Annotated in this window: 24 protein-coding genes and 1 pseudogene; 5 read left to right on the top strand and 20 right to left on the bottom strand. The window is 58.6% G+C overall.

From position 1 onward, the window contains the following. Window positions 1-76 precede the first annotated feature (76 nt). The gene (locus tag O3A94_10745) at window positions 77-1498 is read left to right on the top strand and encodes a tetratricopeptide repeat protein (GenBank protein ID MDA1356730.1); all 1422 of its coding nucleotides are present in this window, start codon (window positions 77-79) and stop codon (window positions 1496-1498) included. A 50-nt stretch (window positions 1499-1548) separates the two neighbouring features. Next, window positions 1549-2937, top strand: a complete 1389-nt coding sequence (gene trmFO / locus O3A94_10740) for a methylenetetrahydrofolate--tRNA-(uracil(54)-C(5))-methyltransferase (FADH(2)-oxidizing) TrmFO (protein MDA1356729.1) — start codon at window positions 1549-1551, stop codon at window positions 2935-2937. Here the strand turns inward: trmFO and O3A94_10735 are convergent. Then, complete coding sequence (locus O3A94_10735) at window positions 2898-3743, bottom strand: phytoene/squalene synthase family protein (protein MDA1356728.1); 846 nt, start codon at window positions 3741-3743, stop codon at window positions 2898-2900. The genes trmFO and O3A94_10735 overlap by 40 nt on opposite strands. Window positions 3744-3903: 160 nt before the next feature. Here O3A94_10735 and hpnE point away from each other — a divergent pair, with 160 nt between their 5' ends. Further along, complete coding sequence (hpnE, locus tag O3A94_10730) at window positions 3904-5160, top strand: hydroxysqualene dehydroxylase HpnE (GenBank protein ID MDA1356727.1); 1257 nt, start codon at window positions 3904-3906, stop codon at window positions 5158-5160. A 108-nt stretch (window positions 5161-5268) separates the two neighbouring features. After that, window positions 5269-5910 (top strand): annotated as a pseudogene (locus tag O3A94_10725) (urate hydroxylase PuuD). A 79-nt stretch (window positions 5911-5989) separates the two neighbouring features. Here O3A94_10725 and O3A94_10720 read toward each other — a convergent pair. From O3A94_10720 to yajC, 4 genes are read right to left on the bottom strand one after another with little or no spacing between them, the layout of a single operon-like run. Next, window positions 5990-6364, bottom strand: a complete 375-nt coding sequence (locus O3A94_10720; protein ID MDA1356726.1) for an Mth938-like domain-containing protein — start codon at window positions 6362-6364, stop codon at window positions 5990-5992. 14 nt (window positions 6365-6378) lie between these two features. After that, window positions 6379-7512 (bottom strand): protein translocase subunit SecF, encoded by a 1134-nt coding sequence (gene secF / locus O3A94_10715; GenBank protein MDA1356725.1) that lies wholly within the window; start codon window positions 7510-7512, stop codon window positions 6379-6381. A 15-nt stretch (window positions 7513-7527) separates the two neighbouring features. Further along, window positions 7528-9108: a protein translocase subunit SecD gene (gene secD, locus O3A94_10710; protein ID MDA1356724.1), complete on the bottom strand. Its 1581-nt coding sequence runs from the start codon at window positions 9106-9108 to the stop codon at window positions 7528-7530. Between the two features lie 40 nt (window positions 9109-9148). Further along, window positions 9149-9658 (bottom strand): preprotein translocase subunit YajC, encoded by a 510-nt coding sequence (yajC, locus tag O3A94_10705; GenBank protein MDA1356723.1) that lies wholly within the window; start codon window positions 9656-9658, stop codon window positions 9149-9151. A 211-nt stretch (window positions 9659-9869) separates the two neighbouring features. Between yajC and O3A94_10700 the strand changes: the two genes are divergently transcribed. Continuing rightward, the gene (locus O3A94_10700; GenBank protein MDA1356722.1) at window positions 9870-10739 is read left to right on the top strand and encodes an ATP-binding protein; all 870 of its coding nucleotides are present in this window, start codon (window positions 9870-9872) and stop codon (window positions 10737-10739) included. 21 nt (window positions 10740-10760) lie between these two features. Here the strand turns inward: O3A94_10700 and O3A94_10695 are convergent, their stop codons facing one another. From O3A94_10695 to argS, 15 genes are all read right to left on the bottom strand, one after another. Continuing rightward, window positions 10761-11795 carry a peptidoglycan DD-metalloendopeptidase family protein gene (locus O3A94_10695; protein ID MDA1356721.1) on the bottom strand — a complete coding sequence of 345 codons (1035 nt, stop codon included), beginning with the start codon at window positions 11793-11795 and terminating at the stop codon, window positions 10761-10763. A 71-nt stretch (window positions 11796-11866) separates the two neighbouring features. Then, window positions 11867-12517, bottom strand: coding sequence for a protein-L-isoaspartate(D-aspartate) O-methyltransferase (locus O3A94_10690; GenBank protein ID MDA1356720.1), 651 nt, complete (start codon window positions 12515-12517; stop codon window positions 11867-11869). Next, on the bottom strand, window positions 12514-13269 hold the full coding sequence (gene surE / locus O3A94_10685; GenBank protein MDA1356719.1) for a 5'/3'-nucleotidase SurE: 756 nt from the start codon (window positions 13267-13269) through the stop codon (window positions 12514-12516). Before surE ends, O3A94_10690 begins: the two co-directional genes overlap by 4 nt. Window positions 13270-13273: 4 nt before the next feature. Continuing rightward, the gene (gene serS / locus O3A94_10680; GenBank protein MDA1356718.1) at window positions 13274-14542 is read right to left on the bottom strand and encodes a serine--tRNA ligase; all 1269 of its coding nucleotides are present in this window, start codon (window positions 14540-14542) and stop codon (window positions 13274-13276) included. 85 nt (window positions 14543-14627) lie between these two features. Continuing rightward, a complete protein-coding gene (gene tatC, locus O3A94_10675; protein ID MDA1356717.1) occupies window positions 14628-15449 on the bottom strand; it encodes a twin-arginine translocase subunit TatC in 822 nt (273 codons plus the stop codon). A gap of 48 nt (window positions 15450-15497) precedes the next feature. Then, entirely contained in the window at window positions 15498-15911 is a 414-nt protein-coding gene (gene tatB / locus O3A94_10670) for a Sec-independent protein translocase protein TatB (protein MDA1356716.1), read from the bottom strand. 57 nt (window positions 15912-15968) lie between these two features. Continuing rightward, the gene (tatA, locus tag O3A94_10665; GenBank protein MDA1356715.1) at window positions 15969-16241 is read right to left on the bottom strand and encodes a twin-arginine translocase TatA/TatE family subunit; all 273 of its coding nucleotides are present in this window, start codon (window positions 16239-16241) and stop codon (window positions 15969-15971) included. A 101-nt stretch (window positions 16242-16342) separates the two neighbouring features. After that, entirely contained in the window at window positions 16343-17416 is a 1074-nt protein-coding gene (locus O3A94_10660) for an ABC transporter ATP-binding protein (protein MDA1356714.1), read from the bottom strand. Next, window positions 17413-19080, bottom strand: a complete 1668-nt coding sequence (locus O3A94_10655) for an iron ABC transporter permease (protein ID MDA1356713.1) — start codon at window positions 19078-19080, stop codon at window positions 17413-17415. Before O3A94_10655 ends, O3A94_10660 begins: the two co-directional genes overlap by 4 nt. 433 nt (window positions 19081-19513) lie before the next feature. Next, window positions 19514-20281, bottom strand: coding sequence for an SMC-Scp complex subunit ScpB (gene scpB / locus O3A94_10650; protein ID MDA1356712.1), 768 nt, complete (start codon window positions 20279-20281; stop codon window positions 19514-19516). Window positions 20282-20310: 29 nt separating this feature from the next. Further along, on the bottom strand, window positions 20311-21138 hold the full coding sequence (locus O3A94_10645) for a ScpA family protein (protein ID MDA1356711.1): 828 nt from the start codon (window positions 21136-21138) through the stop codon (window positions 20311-20313). Between the two features lie 7 nt (window positions 21139-21145). After that, window positions 21146-21835, bottom strand: coding sequence for a site-2 protease family protein (locus O3A94_10640; GenBank protein MDA1356710.1), 690 nt, complete (start codon window positions 21833-21835; stop codon window positions 21146-21148). Next, the gene (gene nagZ, locus O3A94_10635) at window positions 21832-22890 is read right to left on the bottom strand and encodes a beta-N-acetylhexosaminidase (protein MDA1356709.1); all 1059 of its coding nucleotides are present in this window, start codon (window positions 22888-22890) and stop codon (window positions 21832-21834) included. Before nagZ ends, O3A94_10640 begins: the two co-directional genes overlap by 4 nt. Next, entirely contained in the window at window positions 22877-23887 is a 1011-nt protein-coding gene (locus O3A94_10630) for an SPOR domain-containing protein (protein MDA1356708.1), read from the bottom strand. Before O3A94_10630 ends, nagZ begins: the two co-directional genes overlap by 14 nt. Next, window positions 23888-25645, bottom strand: a complete 1758-nt coding sequence (gene argS, locus O3A94_10625; GenBank protein MDA1356707.1) for an arginine--tRNA ligase — start codon at window positions 25643-25645, stop codon at window positions 23888-23890.

Below are 25645 nucleotides of genomic sequence, written 5' to 3'. Positions count from 1 at the left end.
TTAACCAACGAGCCGCTAATCTGGCGGAATGGCTTATGTTGAGCGCGTAGAACGATCAGAATACAGCGTGGCGCCAATGCCTGTCGAGGCGGCGCCCGACAGCGGCGAGATCCTCAACATGGCGGTGCAGCATCACCAGGCAGGGCGCCTAGACCAGGCGGACGCGCTTTACCGCTTGCTGCTCGATGTCGATCCGGACTTTCCCGACGCGCTACATCTTTCGGGATTGCTGTGCCTGGCACGCAATCAGCTAGATGAAGCGGCGGAGCTGATCGGCCGCGCGGTTGCTGGAAATCCACGCAATGCGGCTTATCGCGGTGATCTCGGGCGCGCCTATGCAGCGCTCGACGACAAGGAAATGGCACTCGACTCATTCCGCTGTGCCTTGGAATTGCAACCGGACGCTCCGGCGGCGCATCTCAATTTAGGTTGGGCCCTGTTTGGCTCTGCCGATAACTCCGAAGCCCGAAAGCATTTTGAGACGGCGATAAAACTCGCGCCGGACATGAGCGAGGCGCATTCGAAGCTGGCACTCAGTTATCTAGCCGGCGGCTACGTCGAAGAGGCCTATGCTTATTTGTGGCGCGCAGCGCAGCTCGCCGTCCGGCCGCAACGCATCTCGGCGCGATTTAAGCTCAGTCACGACATCGATCAGATGCGTCATCTTTATGCCCGCGGGATGGCCGGCAACGACATCCAACAAATCATCGGTCGCTATGAATCGCTGCGCGACAATCTGCCGCGAAATATGCCGCATGACGCACTTTTTACGCTTAATGAGGCGCAGCACCAAAAACTCAACCCAAGCTATGATGGCGCCTATTACTTGCCCGCCTGTCCGATGCTGAAACTATCGGCGCTCGGCAAAGGCGTGCAGCAAAGCCAAGTGGAAAAATCCTATTTTGCCTCAAAGCCGAATCTCGCCGTTGTCGATAATCTCTTGAGCGACGAAGCGCTCCTCCGCCTGCGCGCCTTTTGTCGTGAGGCCACAATATGGAAGGACGTCAAGCCCGGCCATCTTGGAAGCTTTTTGCGCGACGGCTTTTGCGAGCCTCTCCTTCTGCAAATCGCGCATGAGCTGCGTCAGAGTCTGCCGGCGATTCTTGCCAAACATCCGTTGATCGACATGTGGTCATATAAATGCGATTCGGAATCAGGCGGAATGGGCATCCATGCCGACCGCGCCGCAGTGAACGTAAATTTCTGGATTTCGCCGGACGAAGCCAATCGCCGGCCCGAATCTGGTGGCCTCGAAGTGTTTAGGGCGGAAGCGCCACTATCCTGGAATTTTCGCCGCGACGACAATCAACAGGACGCCATCGACCGGTGCCTTGACGAACAAGGCCGCGACAGTATCACCATTCCACACCGTTCTAACCGGGCGGTAATTTTTAACTCAAACCTATTTCACAAGAGCGACGACTGTCATTTCCGCGGAGGCTATATCAACCGCCGCACCAACATCACTATGCTGTTTGGTCACCGCCACAATGGTTAGGCCTGACTGACCAGTATTACTCCTCCCTTCCCTCCTCTATACTTTCCGTCATGACCGAGAAATCACCAGCGCGCGTGCGCGTGATCGGCGGCGGCTTGGCCGGCTGCGAGGCCGCCTGGCAGCTTGCGGAGCGCGGCGTTCCGGTGGCGCTCTATGAGATGCGCCCGGAGCGCGGCACCGAAGCCCATCTGACCGATGGTCTAGCTGAATTGGTGTGCTCCAATTCCTTCCGTTCCGACAATTGGGAGACCAACGCCGTCGGTCTGCTGCACGAAGAAATGCGTCGTGCGGGATCGCTTATCCTCAACGCCGCCGATGCGCACAAAGTGCCCGCCGGGGGCGCGCTCGCGGTTGATCGGGATAATTTTTCTGGCGCCGTCGAGGCCGCGCTGGCAGATCACAAAAATGTTGAGATCCGGCGCAAAGAAGTTCACGACCTAGCGGACGGCGAAGCTGGCCCGGTCCTAATAGCAACTGGGCCGCTCACCTCTCCCAGCCTCAGCGCTGCGATTTTGGCACGCAGCGGCGAACAATCCTTGGCTTTTTTCGACGCCATTGCGCCGGTGATCTACAAGGACAGCATCGATTTCAACATCGCCTGGATGCAGTCGCGCTACGACAAAGAAGGACCAGGCGGCGATGCTGCCGCCTATGTCAATTGCCCACTGGACAAAGAGCAGTACGAAGCCTTCATCGACGCTCTGCTGGCGGCAGAATGCAGCGAATTCAAAGAGTGGGAAAAGGACACACCCTATTTTGAGGGTTGCCTTCCGATCGAGGTGATGGCGGATCGCGGACGTGAAACGCTCCGCTTCGGCCCGCTCAAGCCCGTCGGCTTGACCAATCCGAATGCCAGTGCCAAATCCTATGCCGTGGTGCAATTGCGCCAGGACAACGCGCTCGGCACGCTATACAACATGGTCGGCTTCCAAACCAAGATGAAGCATGGCGAGCAGAAGCGCGTGCTAAGCGCTATTCCCGGATTGGAGAACGCGCGCTTCGCCCGCCTTGGCGGCATTCATCGCAACACGTTTCTCAACAGTCCGCGCATCCTCGATCATTTGCTGCGGATGAAGGCGCAGCCAAATATCCGATTTGCCGGCCAAATCACCGGGGTCGAAGGCTATATCGAGAGCGCCGCCATCGGCCTTCTTGCCGGGCGATTTATCGCTGCGGAAATCGCCTGCACTGAAGCCCAGCCGCCACCGCCCGATACGGCGCTAGGAGCGCTTCTAAGGCACATTACCAGCGGACATCTTTCGAGTGCCGGAAGTTTCCAGCCGATGAATGTCAATTTCGGGCTGTTTCCGCCGCTCGCGGGGCGGGTCAACAAACGCGAGCGCAAGCCGGCGATGGCGCGCCGCGCGCTCGACGAATTAGCCAAGTGGCTGGCGGCTGATCAAGCGCCGAATAGCGCCGCCCTGGTGAGTAAGAGCTGACGATATAATGGGCCAAGAGTTGTGCGCGGGTCAGTGGGATCGTGACCGCATGCCGCCAACCGGCGTAAATAAGCGCCCGACAAAACCGCCTGCAGGGTCGCCCGTTTGGCGGCACGCGGCAGGGTCCGACGAAGGACCCGCGCTTGGTATGAATGTTGGCGCGCCACATCCGCGACTTTTTCCACGGCGCGGGCGATATTCGCCTTCGCCTCGCCGCCACGCACGGTTTGCACCGTGAGACCGTTTGCCGCCATGACATCGCGCGGCAACATCACGCGCCCCGCAGCTGCATGGTGGGGTAGTGCCCGCATCAAGCCGGTCAAGGCCCAGCCAATACCAGTATGACGCGCAACATCGGCTTGGACGCTCGCATCAGCGCCGGCAATCTCCAGCGCCAGAGAAACCAATGGCGCTGCACTTTCCTCCGCATATTGTTCGAGTGCCGCCATATTCTCCGGTGGCGTGCCGTCGAGGTCTTTTTCGCGGGCGTCGATCAAGCGCTCAAAATAACTCCGCGTGAGCCCATGGGTGCGGATCGCTGCGGCCAAGGGTTCCGCCACATCATGTCGGCGGCCGCGGCCCTGGTATATCTCGTCAATCGCTTCGCGCCACCATTGCAATCGAATTTGACCCAACATCGGCTCGCTCACCACTTCATGCACCCGAGCGATTTCCGTGTTGAAGAGCAGGAGCGCAAACAGCGCCCCACGCTGGCGCGGCGCCGCGAATAGCGCGCACATATAGCGATCAGGATCTGCGTCGCGAGCACGCTCAGCGAGACGGAGAGTTGGGTTTTTTTGGTTCATACGCTCTAACAATGATCCTGCTGCCAGCGGTTTGCCAGAGCGCGGACGGCTATGCCATATAGGACGCGCTTTTAGCCGGACCAACGACCCGACGCAATAATTGGCGCACCATGGACACATTCACCCAGTCACGAACAATCTGGAATATCCGCCCGTGTCCATGATTCATGTTGTTGGTGCGGGCATGGCCGGCCTCGCCTGTGCGGTTGAGGTCGCCCGTTCTGGGCGCGCGGTTACGCTGCACGAATCAGCCGGGCAAGCCGGCGGAAGGTGCCGTTCGTTTCACGACGAGACGCTCGATCGCGTAATCGATAACGGCAATCATCTGATCCTGGGTGCGAATCCGGCGGTTTTCTCCTATTTGGACACAGTGGATGGCCGGAGCGGATTGGTCGGGCAAACGCGTGCCGAATTCCCTTTCGTCGATATCGCCAGCGGCGAGCGCTGGGTATTACGCCCCAATGCGGGTCTTTTCCCCTGGTGGATTTTTTCGCCGGCGCGGCGCGTGCCCGGCACGAAATGGACGGATTACTTAGCCGGCTTGAAGCTGGCGCGGGCGGCGGAAATGGCGACCATCGCTGATTGCGTTGGGGCCTCGGGACCACTGGTGACACGCCTTTGGGAGCCGCTGACGGTCGCGGTTCTGAACGCCTCGACCGCGGAAGGCGCGGCCCGGTTGTTGTGGCCAGTATTGCGCCTAACGTTCGGCCGGGGCGAGGCTGCGTGCCGGGCCTATGTCGCGCGCCGCGGGCTCGGCCCGGACCTTGTGGAACCGGGCGTGAAATTCGTCGGCGAACATGGCGGCGAAGTGCGTTTTGGCGCACGGTTGCGTGGGCTGAATAAGGCCGGAAAGCGAATCGAAGCGCTCGATTTCGGCGCCGAGTCGACGCCGTTAGGGTCCGGCGATTCAGTTGTACTGGCAATGCCGCCGGCAAATCTGGTTCAAATTCTGCCTGAAATTCCCGCCCCGCTCGCGACGCGCGCTATCGTAAACGCGCATTTCCGTCTCGATCATGACGTACAATTGCCAGGTGGCAATCGGCTGCTCGGAATCATCGGCGGCACCGCTCATTGGCTGTTTGCACGCGGCGATATCGCCTCGGTAACGGTTAGCGCGGCCGATAAATTGGCCGAGAAAGACGCCGGGCAGATCGCCGAGCTGTTGTGGCGAGATGTCGCCTTTGCCCTTGGAAAGCCGCCGTCAGCGCCGCCTCCGGTCAGAATCGTCAAAGAGAAGAGGGCCACATTCGCGCAAATTCCAGCCGCCATGGAGAAGCGCGCCGTACCGCGTACGGCATATGAAAACTTGTTTTTAGCCGGTGACTGGACCGCGACCGGACTGCCCGCAACCATCGAAGGCGCCGTTCTTTCGGGTCAGCGCGCCGCCGCCCTGGCGCTCGCCGTCAGCCGGAATTAACAGACGCCAAGCCTGCCTGCCGAAGAAATTCGCAGCAAAGCAATTGAAACAACCAAGCAATGCACTATGATTCTGGCCCAGCACGATAACATATTGGGGAATCCTGTAATGAAGAACCCGCTTGAATCTTTGTCCAGCACCGTCGTGATGGGGGTTGTTCTCACCGTCATCATGGTCGCCGTTCTGGCCGCAATCGCTTAATCGCGGAAGGAACGCAAAATGGATATGAACCTATTTGACGAAGTCTGGGGCATGTTTATGTTGCGCTGGCTGCATGTTGGCAGCGGCGTCATGTGGATCGGCCTTCTGTGGTATTTCAACTTTGTACAGATTCCCAATATGCCGAAGATTCCGGACGAACAAAAGCCGGCCATCGGTAAGGTAATCGCACCTTCGGCGCTATTTTGGTTCCGCTGGGCGGCGCTCGCTACGCTGGTGACGGGTCTTGTCCTGGCTGGTTGGCAGGGCTACATCCTAGACGCCATCACGCTCGGTATCGTCGGCGCGGCGGAAGATGCCTTCGTGCTCAAACACACGGCAATCGGTATTGGCATGTGGATGGGTATCATCATGGCCTTCAATGTTTGGGGCGTTATCTGGCCCAATCAAAAGAAAGCTCTGGGCATGGTCGTAGTGGATGCCGATGCCAAGAAGAAAGCGGCACGAACGGCAATGCTGTTTTCGCGAACCAATACCTTGCTCTCTATTCCGATGCTCTACGCCATGGTCTCGGCGCAGAATATTTATTGAACAAAGAGCAAATCAAATAAAGCCGGGCTCTCCTGTAGAGCCCGGCTTTTCTTTGTGCCGGAACGATTATTGCGGTGAATTAGATTGCGATCAGCGCCACCGCAACGCGCCGTTCTTCCGCCATCAACACATTATAAGTACGGCAGGCGGCGCCGGTTTCCATGCCGTCGACGATGATTGCGTGGGAGCGGAGTGCCTCGCGCACATCTTGCGGAAGCCTCTCTACCCGCGCGCCGCAGCCAATCAGCAGTAATTCGATCGATGGATCGGCGGTGAGAACCACAGCAACGCTTTCCGCAGTCAATTGCGTGATGTCGGAAATGGCCCACGGCCAGACCTGCTCCGGGGCGACAATAAGAGATCCTTCATAACGTTCGCCGCCAACGCGGAAGCCGCCGTCGCCGTAATGGTCAATATATTTCCGGTCCGCCGGAATTTCAGGCGTGATGTCCATCCGCCCGGGCCCAATCAGCGGCGCTTCTTGCGCCGGCGTTTATCGCGGTTTGCACGAGAGGTGGAGGCCCGCCGACTGGCGCGCGAGCCATCTCCCGCAGTCTCAGGGGGCCCGTCTAGCGCCTCATCTTCCTCATCACCGGAATCCGGCAAGGCGGCAAATTTCTGTAGCCCGGCGTCTTCGACGACCGAGTCGACAGCCTGCGTCCGTTCTGCGCCGCCGAAACCTGACTTGGTGACGTTGGTTCCGGTGCCCGGCTTGACATGCACCAGGATCGAACTGGCGACAAAAATTGAAGAATAGGTGCCGACAAAGACGCCCCAAATCATCGCGATGGTGAAATCGCGGATCACTTCACCGCCGAATATCAAAAGCGCCGCCAGCGCCAGTAACGTGGTGAGCGATGTCATGACGGTGCGCGACAGCGTGTCGTTGATACTCACATTGAGCAATTCGACTAACGGCATCTTCTTGAATTTGCGTAAATTTTCGCGCACGCGGTCATACACGACGACGGTGTCGTTCATCGAATAGCCGACAATCAGCAGAATTGCCGCAACGATCGATAGATTGAATTCGAGCCCAAACAGCGCAAACATGCCGAGTGTCAGCAGCACATCATGCATCAACGCAATTATGGCACCAATGGCAAACGGCAGTTCGAATCGGAACCAGATATAGACCAGCATCAGCGCAATTGAGAGGACCATGGCAATGATGCCGGCCTGGATCAGTTCTGCGCCCACCTTCGGGCCAACAAACTCCGTCCGGCGATAGGTCAGCCCGCCGGCATATTTTGTGTCCAGGGTCTCGCGCACGATCGTAATGGCTGCTTGCTGGGCGTCGGCATCACCGGGCTGGCGTTCGATTCGAATCAACACTTCGGTTTTGGAGCCGAACTCCTGCAGGCTGACCTCGCCCAAGCCCAATTCGCCGAGGGTTACTCGCATGTCGCTGATGTCGGCAGGCCGTTCGCTGCCCACTTCGATCAGAATGCCGCCTTCGAAATCAATGCCGAAGTTAAGGCCCTTTGCGAATAGCAGAACGACAGAAACGATGGCAAGCGCGGCGGAAAACGCGAACAGACCGTTGCGCCAGCGTAAAAACGGGATGTCGGTCTTATCGGGAATTAGGCGGAGGCGCCACATCGTCTGTTCCCTACCCTATAGCGGCAAAGTTTTGGGGCGATAGCGCTTGAGCCACCAAACTAAAATGTAGCGGCTCACCAACATCGCTGTGAACATCGACGTGATGATGCCGATGCCGAGCGTCACGGCAAATCCCTGAACCGGGCCCGAGCCGAAAATATAGAGAATGACAGCGGCGATGAGCGTGGTGATGTTCGAATCGAAAATCGTGGTGAAAGCCCTCTTATAGCCCGCCTCCATCGCCGAAAATGGCGAGCGACCGGCTCTTACTTCTTCACGGATACGCTCGAATATCAGCACATTCGCATCCACGGCCATGCCTATAGTCAGCACGATTCCAGCGATGCCGGGGAGCGTTAAGGTTGCCTGCCAAAGCGAGAGCAGTCCGAAGATAATGATCAGATTGAGGATCAGGGCGATATCGGCGACGACGCCGAACAAACCGTAATACAGCAGCATGAAAATGAGGACGGCAAGCAAACCGATCACGCATGCGATTTTTCCGGCTTCGATGGAATCGGCGCCAAGGTCGGGACCCACGGTGCGCTCTTCCAATATTTTCATTGGCGCCGGCAGGGCTCCCGCGCGCAACAGGAGAGCCAGGTCATTGGCGGTCTCCGCATTGAAGTTTCCGCTGATGACGCCGCTGCCACCGAGGATCGCCTCGCGGATGACCGGTGCACTGATGACTTTGCCGTCCAGAACGATGGCGAAGGGACGGCCGACATTTTCCTGCGTTACTCTGCCGAATTTTTTGGCGCCGCTGGAATCGAAACGGAAGCTGACAACTGCCTGGTTGTCTTGAAATGTTGCCTGTGAATCGACCAGCGAATCGCCGCTCACCATCACCCGCTTGCGGATCGGATAGAGGCGCGGATTGCCGGCGCTGTCGACTTCATCGTCCGCCGGCAACCGCATGGTCCCGGGCGGCACGCGGCCCCGCGCCAAGTCCGCATCCGTAACGGTTTGATCGACCAGATGAAAGGACATTTTCGCCGTCTTGCCGAGCAATCTTTTGAGACGCTCTGGGTCTTGCAAGCCGGGAAGCTGAACTAGGATCCGGTCATCGCCCTGACGTTGAATGGTGGGCTCGCTCACGCCGGTCTCGTCGATCCGGCGGCGAACGATTTCAATAGATTGGCTGAGTGCAGAACTCTTGCGGGCAGCAATAGCGCTATCGCTCAGAGAAAGCTCGACAGCCCCGGCTCCGGTTGCTGTCACGTTTATTTCGCGGTCCAGGTCAGACAACAGGTCCTGCGCGGCGTCGAGGTTTTCCAGCTTGGTCAATTGCAGCACGACTGTTTGGCCACGCCTTTTTAAGCCGGTGTACCCGATACGCTCGCCCCTGAGTGCATTTCGCGTATCGTCTACGAGCGCGTCCATACGTTCCACGACGACCGCGTCGACCTGCACTTCGAGCAAGAGGTGAGACCCGCCCTGCAAATCCAGGCCGAGGTTGACTCTGTCGCCTGGCAGCCATTCCGGAAAGGACGTGCTCAACGAACGCTCGCTGAACAGGTTCGGCATGGCAAACAGAACCGAGGCCGCGCACACCAGCACGACCGCGATAACCTGCCATAAACGAATTCGCAGCATCGGCGGGCGCTACGTTCTGGGCGACGCCACGCCCGAGCGGTTATTTATCGGATTTATCTCCGGACGATTTATCTTGCGGCTCTTCATCCTCGAATTCGCCATCGTCCTCATACTCCTCGTCGTGACCTTCGTCTTGACCCTCGTCGTGGCCCTCATCGTAATCCTCGTCGTCTTCTTCCTCTTCGTCGAATTCCGGATCGGGGCGACGGATAACTTCGGAGATCATATTGCGCATGACGCGAACGCGCACATCGGGCGCGATTTCGACAAGGAGATTTTCATCTCGTCCGACCTTGACCACATGGCCGACAATACCGCCATTGGTCACAATGTCGTCGCCGCGATGCACCTGATTAAGCATTTGCTTGTGCGCTTTTTGCTTTTTCTGCTGCGGACGAATCAAAAGAAAATAGAAAACAACAAATATCAGCACCAATGGCAAAATTGCGCCAATGCCACCCAACCCGCCTTCACCCTCGCCGCCCTGACCCTGGGGACAGGCAGTCAAACCGAACAGAACTACGGCGAGCAAACTTGCTTTTCCAGCCACGGCGAGATTTCCCGCCCTCGCAAACACTCGAGGCATATTTCTTCCTCTCCTCAAAACTGGGCGCAAATAGAGGCCCCGAAAAACGAACCGCAAGATAGGCATAAATGGCTGTACGGGCAAATGATATTGCGCGTGCACCTGCGTTGACCATCGGAACGCTTGTGATAGGTTTCGCGGGCATTTAGCCATTTATCTTGAGCGCGGTTGCCAAATGTCCGATACCAACACAGAAGCGTTGTTACGCCGCGTGGCAGAAGCTCTTGAGCGCCTGTCACCACCGCAGCGGGAAACTGCTTCGCTGGAGGCCGCCGACGCATTTGTTTGGCACGCGGAAGGCGAATTTTTTGAGCCGATTCCGCATATCAACCGCGTCGATTTGGACCTTCTGAAGGGCATCGACCAAGTGCGCGATGTGCTGCTCGAAAATACCCAGCGATTCGCCTCCGGACTGCCCGCCAACAATGCCCTCCTCTGGGGTGCGCGCGGTATGGGGAAAAGCTCTCTGATCAAGGCCGTACATGCGACCGTCAATGGACATCAACCGGGCAGTCTCGCACTGGTTGAAATACACCGCGAAGAAATTCCCTCGTTGCCCCATCTGCTAACCAAACTGCGGGAAAGCACACGTCGCGCTATCCTGTTTTGCGACGATCTGTCGTTCCAATCGGACGACACCACGTATAAATCACTCAAAGCCGTGCTCGAAGGCGGCATAGAAGGCAGACCCGCGAATGCTGTTTTCTACGCCACCTCGAACCGCCGGCATTTGATGGCGCGCGACATGATCGAAAATGAAAGCGCTACCGCCATACACCCGGGCGAAGCTGTCGAGGAATCAGTTTCCTTGTCGGACCGCTTCGGCTTGTGGCTTGGCTTCCATACCTGCGATCAGCAAACCTATTTCGACATGATCGAAGGTTATGTGAAGCGCCACGACATCGAGGTTCAACCGGAAGAGCTCAGAGCCGCCGCCATCGAGTGGAGCATGACCCGAGGCGCGCGCTCAGGCCGCGTCGCCTGGCAATTCGTGCAGGATTTGGCCGGGCGCAAAGGAACCATGCTCAGCAGCGGATCGAATTAAACGATTCTACCGACGGCAACGTTATGATTTAGCGAGATATTTCTCCGGATTGACCGGCTTGCCGTTGCGCCGCAATTCAAAATGCGCCTGCGGTGAAGCGACGTTTCCAGTACTACCTGCGTGAGAGACGATTTGACCTCGCTTCACTTCATCGCCGCGCGATACCAACAGGGTGTCGTTATGGGCATAAGCGCTCATCCAGCCCCCATCATGGCGAATCAAAAGAAGATTGCCGTAGCCTGGCAATTCATTGCCGGCATAAGCGACGATTCCGTTCTCAGCGGCGCGCAGGGGCGCGCCGCGTGGCACTGAGAAATTTATGCCGTCATTGTGAAGACCGCCTTCCTTCGGGCCGAAACTCGATAGCAGGGCCCCCTCGGCGGGCCACAAAAAATATTTTCCGGCGAGCGGCGGCGGCTTGCCGGGTATCCCCTTGCGCACTTGCTTTCTCGGCGCGGCGGCAGCGGTTTGTACGGCAGCCGGCGGTATGTCCTGCGCCACTTTTGCGCTCGCGCCCGGCAAGCGTAGACGCTGACCAACAACCAGGCGATACGGTGCGGGGATATTGTTGGCGCGGACCATGGCGCTCATATCCACATCATAATTTTCCGACAATCCGTACAGTGTCTCGCCCGCCCGCACGACGTGGTACTGCGCTCTTGGCAGGCGGATCGATTGACCGATCGCCAATTTGTAAGGTGGCTCGAGCCTGTTCGCGCGAATGATATCACGCACGCCGACATGATGGCGGCGTGAGAGGGCATAGACTGTATCGCCAGCCTGGACTTGCACGGCGCCCAGGTCGGAAGAGGCTTCATCGGCGCTTTCCCGCGAGGGCGCCGGTTTCGTTCTCGGCAAAGGCACCATGGCATCGTCGGAATTTACGGCGATCTGCGATTCAGGTTTCACGAGGGGGCGCGGCGGCACGGCCGTGCTTTTGGTGTTCGAGCCACCCATGACCACCGGCGCAGGCGGTTGACTACAGGCAGCCAACAAGAGGAGCAAAACAGCGAGCGCTGCCGAAGCTTTGGAGATCGCGCGCCAGTTCGATGTCATGGTTGGGGATTCTAAACGAGCAGCCGTCGCATCTTCAATGGCGATGCTACGCGATGCGCCGAACGCCGCTATCAGTTGCCTTCAGCGGGAAATGGGAGGCCGTTCAACAAAGGCACGAAACGCGCATCCATTAGCGATTCCCGCTCGACTCCATTTGCTGTCCGGCGCAACCGAACCACCTTTTGGCCACGTCCGCTTTCGACGATGGGTAGAATCATCACTCCACCTTCACACAGTTGCGACAGCAAGATTTCCGGCAGCATCTCAGCCTGAGCGGTGACGATGATACGATCAAATGGCGCTTGTGCGGGCCAGCCCGCGCCGCCGTCACCAATCTGAACAACGACATTGCCGAGCCTGAGCGCAGCAAATCGCCGTTCCGCTTCTTCAGCCAGCGTGCGATGGCGCTCGATTGTGTATAGGCGGCGGCAGAGATGGGCCAGTACCGCCGCCTGATAACCCGATCCCGTGCCGATTTCTAGAACCTTAAGGCGTGGTCCCAATTCCAGCGCGGTTGTCATCTCGGCGACGATTTGGGGCTGGCTGATGGTCTGACCGGCGCCGATCGGCAGAGCTATATTCTCATATGCCTGATCTTGAAACGCCTCGGGAACGAACAATTCGCGCGGCACCCGTTCCATCGCCGACAGTACTTTAGTGTCTGAAATTCCCTGCTTGCGCAGTTCCATGAGCAGGCGAATCTTGCGAACGTCGCCGTTCAACTAAATATCTTCTTCAGTCGGGTCAGCGTCGGTCGGTGGGTCAAATCCAAATGCAGCGGAGTGATCGCGACATAGCCCTGGTTCACGGCCCAAAGGTCCGTACCGGGTGCCGCGGGCCCACCTTCGACTTGGTCCATACCAACCCAGTAGTAGGTCCGCCCGCGCGGGTCGGTGCGCTCTTCAAAGGCGTCCAACATCTCGTGCTCGCCCTGTTTACTGGCGCGGATGCCGCGCACTTTTGCGGCCGGCAGATCAGGGAAATTTACGTTGATCAGAATATTCTCCGGCCATCCGGCCTTCAGCAGCGCGCGAACCGTCTTCACGCCCCAATGTTCTGCCGTCTTCCATTTGATGTGCTCACCGTCTTCGTAATACTGGCTGAGCGCAATCGACGGAACACCGAGAAGCGTTGATTCCATGGCCGCCGCGATCGTACCGGAATAGGTCACATCTTCGCCGAGATTAGCGCCCCGATTTACCCCGGAAAGAACCAAATCAGGGCGTTTGCCCTTTAAAACTTTATGAAGGGCAAGATAGACGCAATCGGTGGGCGTGCCATTGACGGCCCAGCGCTGCGCCGATATGCGCCTAAGACTTAACGGCCGGTGCAAGGTGAGCGAATGCGATGCAGCGCTTTGCTCGGTTTCGGGAGCCACCACCCAGACATCTTTGGAAAGTGTCCGCGCTAAGCGCTCCAGAGCCTTGAGCCCCGGCGCGAGAATGCCGTCATCATTTACTAGAAGAATACGCATAAGGTTAGCCAATACGCTCCAAACCGCCCATACGCGGGCGTAGAATTTCAGGCACGCTAATCGAACCATCGGGATTTTGATAGTTTTCCAATATCGCGACGAGGGTGCGACCGACCGCAAGGCCCGAGCCATTTAGGGTGTGTACAAATTGAGTTCCCTTAGCGCCGCCTATTCGGAAGCGCCCGTTCATGCGGCGCGCCTGAAAATCCCCGCAATTCGAGCAACTCGAAATCTCGCGGAAGCTATCCTGGCCCGGCAGCCAAACCTCGATGTCAAAGGTTTTGCGCGCGGAAAAGCCCATATCACCGGTCGAAAGCAACATGGTGCGATAATGCAGGTCGAGACGGCGCAGCACCTCCTCGGCACAGTCCGTCATGCGCTCATGCTCTTCGTTTGAGCGCTCGGGATGGGCGATGCTCACTAACTCCACCTTGCCGAATTGGTGTTGGCGGATCATGCCACGCGTGTCCTTGCCGGCGGCTCCCGCCTCAGCGCGAAAACACGGCGTATATGCGGTGAACCGCAGCGGCAATTCCATCTCCTCGAGAATTTCGCCAGCTACGAGGTTGGTAAGCGGCATCTCGGCAGTGGGAATAAGCCAATAATCGTCCACGGTTTTGAACAGATCTTCCGCAAATTTGGGCAGGTTGCCGGTGCCGAACGCGGCATTCTCACGCACTAGGATAGGCGGTGCCACTTCGGTATAGCCATATTCATCGGTGTGTAGGTCCAGCATGAACCCTGCGAGCGCACGCTCCAAGCGCGCCAGCGCGCCTGAAAGGACAACGAAACGCGCGCCAGACATTTTCGCCGCCCGTTCGAAATCCATCAGGGCCAAGGCCTCGCCGAGCTCAAAATGTTGCTTGGGCTCCCCTGACAGTTCGGGTTTTTCGCCCCACCGTCTGATTTCGACGTTGGCTTCTTCGTCAACGCCCAACGGCACGTCCTCAGCGGGCATGTTTGGATAAGCGGCGAGCGCGGTGTTCAGTTCTAGCGCCTGTTCGCGTTCATCGTGCTCGAATTTTTGGTACGCCTCTTTCAGGCCCTGCACTTCCGCCATCTGCTCGACCGCATCTTCGCCGCGCGATTTGGCCGCGCCGATAGCCTTCGACGCCTCATTGCGCCGGCGCTGCAAATCCTGCAAAGCGGTTTGCGCGGCGCGGCGACTTGAATCGAGGGCGATCAATTGGTCCGCAGTTGCCGCCAAGCCGCGCTTGCTCAAGCCAGCATCGAAGGCCTCGGGGTTGTCGCGAATCCATTTGATGTCAAACATCGTTCAGCCGAATGTGGGAGATGAGCCGGTTATGGTTGCGCATCTTTTAACCGAAGCGCGCAGCAGGCGAAAGCCTGCCAATATCTCAGCGACCGTAATTGAAGTCCGTCTCGTCTGTATCGTCATCCTTTGCGAGGATGGCATCGAGTGCGGCCATTTCGGCGTCTTCCGCCGCCTGTTTCTCCGCCCGCTTCTTCTCCGCCATCTTGACGAAAAAAATCGAGATCTCATAGAGAATCAACAGCGGAATACCGAGGCCTATCTGGCTAACGAGATCCGGCGGCGTCAAGGCGGCAGCCGCGATGAAAACGATGATGATGGCATATTTACGCTTGGCGCGAAGCCCTGCGGCCGTAACGATCCCGACCCGACCCATCAGGGTCAGCATCACCGGCAACTGGAAGCAGATGCCAAAGGCAAAGATCAGCTTGATGACGAGCGAGAGATACTCGCTCATCTTCGGCAACAACTCGGTGGGAATCTCGCCGCTCGCGCCTTCGGTCTGAAATCCGATGAAGAATTTCCAGGCCTGCGGAAAGATCAGGTAATAGACCAACGCTGCACCGGCGAAAAATAGAACTGGCGTCAGAACCAAGAAGGGTGCCAGCGCTTTCTTTTCATTGTGGTAGAGGCCGGGCGCGACAAATAGCCAGAACTGAATGGCGATGAATGGAAACGTGATGAACAGCGCGCCGTAAAAGGCTATCTTGAGTTGAGTGAAGAACGCTTCGAGCAAATGGGTGTACACGACCTTGGAATCGTAGCCTGCGTCTTCCAATGCCACCCGGAGGGGCTCGACCAGAAAATTGAAGATTTCCGGCGCAACGAAAAAACAACCGATAAACGCGACGAGTACAATGATGACGACATAGGAGAGGCGTCGTCGCACCTCAGCGAGGTGCGTCATAATCGGCGCACGGCTTTGTTCGATGGGATCTGCTTGTTCTGCCACGGCCTAAGCGTTCGCGCTGTTCTCTTGGCTTTCGCCCGGTGCGGCCTCAGAAACTGCCGCAGCGCTTGCACTGCCGGCGCCAGGCTCACTCACGCTGCCATCCGAATTGAGCTTTGCGATTGTGGAATCTTTGGTCGCCGAATCCATATCGCCCTTAATCGCCGCCGCCTGATCGCCCAAATCGCGTTTGGCTTCGTTCAATTCGCGGTTGGCTTCGGCGATTTCCTTTTTTACCGCGTCCAGCTCGCTCATATCGCCCGCTTCCTCAATGGAGCGTTGGAAATCGCGCGCGTAGGCGCTCGCCTTACCGCGCCACTTGCCGATCGTGCGCACGATATTGGGCAATTCCTTGGGGCCAACCACCACCAAAGCAATTCCCATGACGATTAAGATTTCTGTCCAGCCGATATCAAACATGGCGTTCACCGCACGACGCGCGGCCTTAAATCTCCCTAAGACGCGTGGTTGTTGTTATTAACCTTTTGCGGCTTCGTCTTTTTTTACGCTACCGGCGTCCGCTGCGGTGGTTTCGGCATTGATCGCCTTGGACTCTTCCTGGGTGTTCTGCGCGGGTTGACTTCCAGGGTTCGCCGGCTCCGTCTCGCCCGTTTCCCCTTCTTTCATACCTGCCTTGAAGCTTTTGATTCCCTTAGCGAAATCGCCCATGACCCGAGGAATTTTGTTGGCCCCGAACACCAGCACGACCACCAAAACAATCAGCACTATTTGCCAAATTCCAAACGACATTCAGGTGCACTCCCAATACTTGATACTAATTTACCGAGGGCCGTCTTTCGCCGCAATATTCGCGTTCCGCCGCAATGGTAGCGGCTAAGTGCGGCCATTTACTACATTTCCTGACTTGCAGGGAACACAAAACTACGCTCCGGGTCAAGCCGAATACGCACCGTTTTCCCGGTTTTCCACAGGCCGCCCTCGTTCACCCGTGCCGTCAATGGTTCGATATTGCCCGCCAACTTCAGTCGGACAAGCCAGGATGGGCCGAGCATGTGGCTCGCGACAATTTCCGCCACCGCGCCGGCTGCCTGATCGCCCAGTTCGGCATCCAGGTTCAAGCCCTCGGGGCGGATGAACACGCGCACCTGGCAGCCGTCTTTGAAGGGGGCGGCCAATGTGCCCATGGAGGTCGCGACTGCGCCGCCTTGTGCGGTTCCCTCAATCACATTGACCTCGCCGAAAAACGAGGCCGCAAACGCACTTTCCGGCCGGGAATAGAGTTCCGCGGCGGTTCCCGATTGAACGATGGCGCCGTCGCGCATAAGGGCGATGCGATCCGACATCAGCATGGCCTCTTCGGAATCATGGGTGACCAGAAGAGTCGCGACGGACAATTCGCGCAACACGTCCAATGTATCGGTGCGAACCCTGTCGCGCAGGCGGCGATCGAGGCCAGAGAACGGCTCATCCAGCAGCATCACAACGGGCCGCGGCGCCAGCGCCCGGGCGAGGGCGACTCGTTGTTGCTCGCCACCCGATAGTACATGCGGAAAGTCTTTGGCGTAGCGCTCAACGCCAAGGCGCGCCAACAGCTCCATCGCGGCGCGGCGCTTGGCGGCTTTGTCCCCTTCGCGCACTCCGAAGGCCACATTGTCGACGACCCGAAGATGCGGAAAAAGCGCATAATCCTGAAACATCAGCCCGACCCGCCGGCGCTCGGGCGGCACTGAGAAGCCCGGCCGCGCGACCTCGACGCCAGCAATTTCCACGCGCCCTTCCTGAATTGGCTCCAAGCCCGCGGCAACGCGCAGGGACGTGGATTTTCCGCAGCCCGACGGGCCTAGCAGACAGGTGATTTCGCCGCGCGCGATCTCAAGATCAAGGCCACGAAGCACCGGTTCGTGGCCGTACCGATGGCTTACGCCGGCAAGCAATAGGCCTGGCGCCGCAGCGTTCACCGTCATGGCCGCACCACCGCCTGGGCTCGGCCGGGGCGGGCGCGCGAAATGGCAAGGCTGAGGAGAGCGACAGGAATCAGCCCGGCCGCGACGATGGTCAGCGCCGGCGCCGCCGCCTCGCGCAACTGCTCGTCGGAGGCCAATTCAAACGCATACACCGCAAGGGTATTGAAATCGAAAGGCCGCAATATCAGCGTCGCCGGTAATTCCTTCATGACATCGACAAAAACCAGCAAGGCGGCGGTCATCAGGCTGGGTGCAATGATCGGCACGTGAACACGGGCCACGGTCGCCGCCGGCCCCATTCCCAAGGTGCGGGCAACGCCATCCATATTGGGCGTCACTTTGGCCAAGCTCGCATCCACGGTATTGAGAGATACAGCAAGAAAGCGCACCACATAGGCGAACATGAGCGCGGCAACCGTGCCGCTCAGAAGAAGGCCACTGGAAACACCGAATGAGGCGCGCAACCAGCCGTCCAGCGTATTGTCGAACCACGCCAGGGGAATCAGAACGCCGACAGCTATAACCGAACCGGGTACGGCATATCCCAAACCCGCTAATCGCGTCGCGCTCTTTGTCACCAGGTTGGGGTTTAGACGCACGCCATAAGCCAGCAACAGCGCCACGACTACCGCGATGGCTGAGGCGCCGCCAGCAAGCATCAGGCTGTTTGCGGCATTCCACCACAGCCTGCCGCCTGAGCTGCCGCTTCCGGTCTCAGCCACCCAGGACAGCAATTGCCCGCCGGGAAGAAGAAACCCGAGAATGATCGGCAACAGGCAAGCGACAAAAGCGAGCGCCGCCGGGCCGCCGCGGAGGACATAGCGCGGCAGTTCACGGTAGCGCCGGGAGGTGTGGTGGAATTGAGCGCGCCCGCGTGTCAAGCGCTCACCGACGATAAGCAGGAATACAAAAGCCAGAAGAATTGCCGCCAATTGCGCCGCTGCAGCCTGATCGCCAAGTCCGAACCAGGTCCGGAAGATGCCGGTGGTGAAGGTTGCCACGCCGAGATGCTGCACGGCGCCGAAATCGCTCAAAGTCTCCATGAGGGCAAGCGAGATTCCGGTGACGATAGCCGGCCGTGCCAGAGGCAAAGCGATGGAAGTGAAACTGCGCCAGGGACTGCGCCCCAAGGTGCGGCCGATTTCGATGACGCAGACGGACTGCTCAAGAAACGCCGCGCGCGCCAACAGATACACATATGGATAAAGCACAAAGGCAAGAACCACCGCGGCGCCGCCGACGGAACGGATTTCCGGAAACCAATAGTCGCCGCGCGACCAGCCGAACCAGCCACGCAAAGCCGACTGCACCGGACCGGAATAATCCAGCAAGCCACCGTAGGTGTAGGCGATCGCGTAGGCAGGCACAGCGAGTGGCAGCAGCAATCCCCACTCCAGTAAGGCGCGGCCCGGAAAACGGCACATGGTGACAAGCCAAGCCGTGCCAACGCCGATCACGAACACGCCAATCCCAACGCCGAATACCAACCATAGTGTATTGACCACATACGCGCCGAGCACTGTGTCGACGAGATGGCGCCACACATCTCCGGCGGGTACAAAAACATAGGCGAAGACGACGAATATCGGCACCGAGACCAGTAGCGCCACGCATATGGCGAGGGCACTCCAGCCGCCCCCTTTGCGGCCGCGACGTTGCGTCAACCAAGCGATCCGGCGCAAGGATAGAACGCCGCCGCCGTGAATCAGTGCCGGCACAACGGTCTCACGCTCGACGCACAAAGACACCCGGCCCCGCAGGCGGATACACAATTCCTAATTTCATGGGTCATCGTCGTGGTGAATAAGATCCGGCATATAAAGTTGCAAATGCAAATCATTATCAATTGACTTAGCATATCCCTAGCTAAACGCCCTGTCTACTCCATGAACCATAGCGATTTCAGGGCAATGGAGTGGGGCCAATAGCCGGAAAATAACGCCTGCCCCAGCAGATTCGACGGAAGGCGGAAGGATTTCGCGGCGCGCCGATTTGACCCTATCGTTGGGGTCACTTTGGTTAATAATTTTGAATTGGGTCTGTTATGCGACCCTCAGAACGGCCGCAGAAATGGCGCGGCGCGATTTTTTCATCTGATTAGTCGGCGAAGGGATCGCCTCGTTCGCCGGTATCATCGTCACCGTTTTCAGCAGGCAAGGGCGCATTTTCAACGATGCCGAGAAAACTGTCGGGCACATCATTGTCGTCCAATGAATCATAATCGTCGTTTAAACCTGATTCGTCCTCATCGTTCTCCGGTACCGCTCCAAAGGGCAATTCGTCGGTGCCTCCAATGGCGACGTGATGGGCTTGCAGAAGGCCAGCCGCCTTCAACTCTTCGACGCCGGGCAAATCGGCCAGATTGTCGAGGCCGAAATGGTTCAGAAATTCGTCCGTGGTGACCCAGGTAAGCGGCCGGCCCGGGGTTCGCCGGCGTCCTTTCGGCTTGACCCAGCCTGCTTCAAGCAGCTGGTCGAGCGTCCCCCGGCTCAGAGTCACGCCTCTAATTTCCTCGACTTCGGCTCGGGTCACCGGCTGGTGGTAAGAGATGATGGCCAGGGTTTCGAGTGCAGCGCGCGAAAGACGCCGTTTGACGGTGCGATGGACCGTCAGATGGGACGCCAGATCTGGAGCGGTGCGAAACGCCCATCCATTTGCCACTGCAATAAGATTAACGCCCCGACCGGCGTAACGCTCTGCGAGGCGGGCCATCAAAACATCGATATCGGCACTGTCGGGTAGCTTCTCCACCAGGGATTGGCGGTCCACGGGTTCATCGGCGGCAAACAGCAGCGCCTCAAGGATTCTGAGATGTTGACCCGATTCATCAGTGAAACCGTCGTCTGACGTAGATGGGATAGACATGTCCACAGTGTCTTCGCCGCTTTCGGTATTCATGTTTCCTCCGGAGCACGGCGGACGTAAATTCGTCCAAAGGGTTCGAATTGCCGCAACTGCATTTTTCCCTCACGCGCAAGTTCCAAGCTCGCAGCAAAGGTCGTCGCAACGGCGGAGCGTAAACCAAACCCGCTACGCGCTTCGAGGGGCAAGAATCGCGCCATGGATTCCCATTCCGGCATGACCGCAAGCATACCCGCAAGGCGACGGTACGCCTGCTCCAGGGAATAGCCTTCAGCGCCGACGATTTGCAGATTTTCACCGCGCTCCATCGACAATTTGTGCTCGCCATAGGATTTTAAGAGTTCGTAGAGGCTGGCCTCATATTGGGGGGTGCGAATGACCTCGATACCCTCGGGTGCGCCGCAGCCAAAAACGTCAATGCCGAGGCGCGGCTGGCGCATCAATTTTTTCGCTGCATCGCGCATTGCTTCGAGGCGACGCAGGCGGAAGGCTAGGGCGTCCGCCATCTCCTGCCCGCTCGGCTCTTCATCGGCCTCGGGCGCGGGCAGCAGCAGGCGCGACTTCATGTAGGCGAGCCAGGCGGCCATCACGAGATAATCTGCGGCGATTTCGAGTTTTATTTCACGCGCCCGCGTGATGAAGGTCAAATATTGCTCGGCCAGTTCGAGGATCGAAATTTTGCCAAGGTCGACTTTTTGGTTGCGCGCCAACGCGAGCAGAATGTCGAGCGGGCCTTCGAATCCATCAAGGTCGAGAATGAGAGCATATTCGCGGTCTCCGCTCTCGAAATCCCATTCTTCCGCTACGGGCGCGGGCACCTCCGGCGCCAATTCCGCGCCGCTCTCGGCTTGTTCGCTCATTTCGATTTCAGCCAAATCCCAGAGTCACCAAAAGCAATTCGCTTAGCCAACCGACGACAGGCAAGAGAATCGACGCCATGGGGTGAAAGAATACGCCAAATGCGTCGGCGATTAACGGCAAAATAAAGATAAGCCCGATCAATGCCAAAAAACCGTACCGCTCGGTTCGCGCGTACAGCATGGCGTAGGGGCGCGGCAGCACGCCGACCAGCATGCGCCCGCCGTCGAGCGGCAAAATCGGTAGCAAATTGAACACCGCGAGGATGATATTGAGGTGAATGCTAACGCTTAGCATCTCGATCCACCATGAAGCGAAGCTCTCGGGCATGATCGGCGTCGCATAGAGCAAGATAGTCGAAACCACAGCCATAACGATGTTGGCCGCGGGCCCGGCCAAGGCAACCCAAAACATGTCGCGCTTGGGTTTGCGCAAATTGGCAAAATTAACCGGCACGGGCTTGGCGTAACCGAAGATAAACGACGCCCCCATGAAAATTAGCATTGCCGGCAGCAGGATCGTGCCGAACAGATCGATATGCTTGATCGGATTGAGCGTGACGCGGCCCAGGCGATAGGCTGTATCGTCGCCCAACAGACGCGCCGCAAATCCGTGCGCCGCTTCGTGCAGGGTAATCGCCAACAGCACCGGGATCACCCAGATGGAGGCTTGCAGGACGATGCTGGAATCAGGATTCATGCTCTAGAATTTACTTCCATTAAATTATTAAATTCATCTAATAAGCCATTGTATTTATGTATTTTTACTTCGTTTAATACATTATTTGCGATGGCCCAGCGACGCGTAGCTGCCGAAGTCAGTTTCGCCACTTTGTCGGCGACATCTGCCATTTCCTCAAGTTGCCCATTGCAATGCAGCGCAACGTCGCAACCGGCGGCGAGCGCCGCCCGCGCCCGCTCTCCCACCGTGCCGGACAGCGCCTCCATGGAAAGATCGTCGCTCAGCAATAGACCATCGAAGGCGATCGTACCGCGAATGGCCCGAGCAATAACCTTGGCTGAAAGCGTCCCCGGAAAATCCACGTCGAGCGCTTGGTAACACACATGCGCGGTGAGGCCGATCGGCATATCGTTTAGCGCCCGAAAGGGGCGAAAATCGCTGTTCTCTAGATCTTCGAGGGACGCCTCAACCAGTGGCAGCGCGTGGTGGCTGTCGATGGTGGCGCGGCCATGACCCGGCATATGCTTGATGGCGGGAAGCACCCCGCCGGCCATCAATCCTTCAGCAGCGGCGCGGCCCAAGTCAGCGACAATTTCGGCATTGGCGGAAAACGCCCGGTCACCGACCACTGAACTTGCGCCTTCGAACTGCATATCGAGAACTGGCAGGCAGCAAACATCGATCCCGACATCCCGGAGATCGGCGGCGATCAGGCGGGCATTGAGCCAGGCGGCGCGGCGTCCGGCACCCCGGTCGCGCTCGGCCAAGGCGCCAATAGCGCCAGCCGCAGGCGGTTTGCGCCAGTGCGGTGCGCCCATTCGGATGACCCTGCCGCCTTCCTGATCGATGAGAACGGGAGCGTCGGGTCGGTCGACGGCCGACCGTAAATCCGCCACCAACCGCGCCAATTGCCCGGGAGAGTCGCAGTTCCGTGCAAAGACGATAAAACCCAGCGGATTGCTTGCACGAAAAAAGTCATACTCCCCCGGCTCAAGCCGTAGCCCCGCGCAGCCGAATATGACGGCGCGCGGACTGTTGGACGGGTTAGCGGAGAGAGGCTCAGTTGGTGACAACGAAGCAGCCGACGTCCACGGCTTTCAGTTGCCCGCACACGCCTTCGGCTTGTCCGCGGTCGGCGAACGGGCCGACACGCATGCGGTACCAAACGCCCTTGGCGCCGAGATCAACGCGAATCACAACGCCGCTCAGCCCGGATAGAACATCCGGATGTTTCTTGGCGAGCCGGGCAATTTCGCCGTTCGCCAAGGCTTCGCTCTTTGCAGCTCCGACCTGCACCAGAAAACTGCCGCTATCGGCGCTCAATACCGCACTCTGCTGCGGCGCGGCGGATGTGAGTTCTGGCTCCGGAGATGGCGCGGGCGCGGGCGCGCTCTCGATTGGAGCGGCCTTCGGCGCCTTCGGGGCGGCGGCCTCTTGCTTCATGGGTTCAGGCGCTGTTTCCGTCGCCTGCGCCTCGGCCGCTTCCACCAGCGCTTTCAGTTCGACCACTGCCAGTTCGCCGGGCGGCGGCGGTTCGGGCGTTTCCTCCGCGATCTCTAGCATCGTTACATCCACCGCCTGCTTCATTGTCCCGGCGGACGTCTTCTCGACGGAAATTTCGGCGGTGGACGTCTCGGCGGTGGACACCTCCTCGACCGTCTGCGGCCCTGCCACCTCAACGACTTCAACGGGCGGGCGTTCCATCGGCTCTTCGGGCGGCGGCAGCAATTGTTCTGCCTCAGGCTCTTCGTCGGTCAGGCTTTTATAGACATATTTATCGCGGTCCGGCACGTCGACGCCGCCTGGCTCCTCGGGGCGGACCTTAACTGGCGTCTCATCGGCGGCGATCACCGGCACGCTTTTGTTGTCCTCTGTGGGACCGAAATAGCGCTCACTCATTGCCCAGGCGACGCCAACGATCACCACCGCCGCTATCAATATCCACATCGGCAGGAGGCGGGCGCGCGGGCGGGCGGCCTCTGCGTCCTCACCCTGCGCGCTCGCATCGGGTGTCTCGGGAAGGATTTGATCCTCCTCCGCCATGAAATCCGGCTCTCGCGTATCCGACATTCAGCGCATCTCCTCAACTGGCTGCACGGCGAAAATACCGAGCCCGAGCGCTATCACCTGAGCCACCGCGCCAATTAGGGTCAGGCGCGCAGCCGTCACCCGGCTGTCCTCGAGTATGATAAAGCGCAAACCGTGGTCTTCATTGCCTTTATTCCAGAGCAGGTGAAACGCCGCCGCCAATTCCTGCAAGTAAAAAGCGAGGCGGTGCGGCTCATGCGACTGGACGGCCGAATCGACGGCGCGCGGCCAACCGCAAAGACATTTGATCAAATCAATCTCCGCCGCATCGGTCAACACGCTCAAATTCGCCATGGCGGCTAAATCGCCCGCCATCAGCTCCGGCATCTCTGCGTCGGCGCGTCTTTGCACGGAGCGGATGCGAGCATGTGCGTATTGCACGTAGAATACTGGATTGTCCTTGGACTGCTCAAGTGCGCGCGCCAAATCGAATTCAAGCGGTGCGTCGTTCTTGCGTGTGAGCATGATGAAGCGCACGACATCCTTGCCTACTTTGTCGACCACATCGCGCAATGTGACGAACTGGCCGGAGCGCTTCGACATGACTACCGGCTTGCCGCCCTCGCTCAGCTTCACCATTTGACAAAGCTTGACGTCCAATACGGCCGTATCGCCGGAAACGGCGCTTACCGCGGCTTTCATGCGTTTGACATAGCCACCGTGATCGGCGCCCCAGACGTCGATCATGTCGTCGAACCCGCGCTTGATCTTGTCACGGTGGTAGGCGATGTCGGTGGCGAAGTAAGTCCAACTACCATCCGATTTTTTAAGCGGGCGGTCGACTTCATCGCCAAAAGCCGTAGCGCGAAAAAGATGCTGCGGGCGCGGCTCCCAATCCTCGGGCGGTGGCTTACCTTTCGGCGCCTCGAGCACGCCTTCATAAATCAGGTCGCGCGATTGCAAATCCGCAAATGTCGCCTGCACCTGCCCGTCATCGACCAGTTCTTTCTCCGAACTAAATAGATCGTGGCGCACGCCGAGCGCTGCAAGGTCGTCACGAATGAGCGAAAGCATCGACTCGACGGCGAAGCTACGAAAGGTTTCGAACCATTCGCATTCTGGCGCATCGGCGAATCTATCGCCATATTCGCCCGCCAGAGCCACACCGACCGGAACGAGATAATCTCCGGGATAGCCGTCTTCGAAGGCGTCGGAGCCAAGCTTTCGACCGAGGGCTTCGAGATAGCGCTGATAGACTGAGCGCGCCAAGATATCAACCTGGGCGCCGGCGTCGTTGACGTAATACTCCCGCGTCACGACATAGCCGGCGCGCTCCAACAGCGCCGCGAGGACATCGCCAAACACCGTGCCGCGCGCATGGCCTACATGCAGCGGACCAGTGGGGTTGGCGGAGACAAATTCTACGTTGATCCTTTTCCCCCGCCCGACATCGAAGGCGCCGTACCGCGTGCCCGAGGCGGTAATTCGCGCCAAAGCGGTGTGCCAATAAGCTGCTTCAAGGCGCAAGTTGATGAACCCTGGGCCAGCCACATCGGCTGCCGCGACATCGTCCCGAGCGGCCAAACGTGCCGCCAACAACGCAGCGATTTCGCGCGGTGGTTTGCTGGCGCGCTTGGCCAGAACCATGGCCGCGTTGGTGGCCATATCGCCATGTTCAGGATCTCGCGGCGGTTCAATCGAGACACCTGTCATATCGAGCCCGCTAGGCAGCTCGCCAGCCTTGGACAGTTGCTCAATTTCAGAATTAACTAATTCTAATAATTCCTTGAATATATTCAT

Source organism: Pseudomonadota bacterium (assembly GCA_027624955.1).
Classification (GTDB): domain Bacteria; phylum Pseudomonadota; class Alphaproteobacteria; order UBA828; family UBA828; genus PTKB01.
This window is presented reverse-complemented; position numbering and strand designations above follow the sequence as displayed.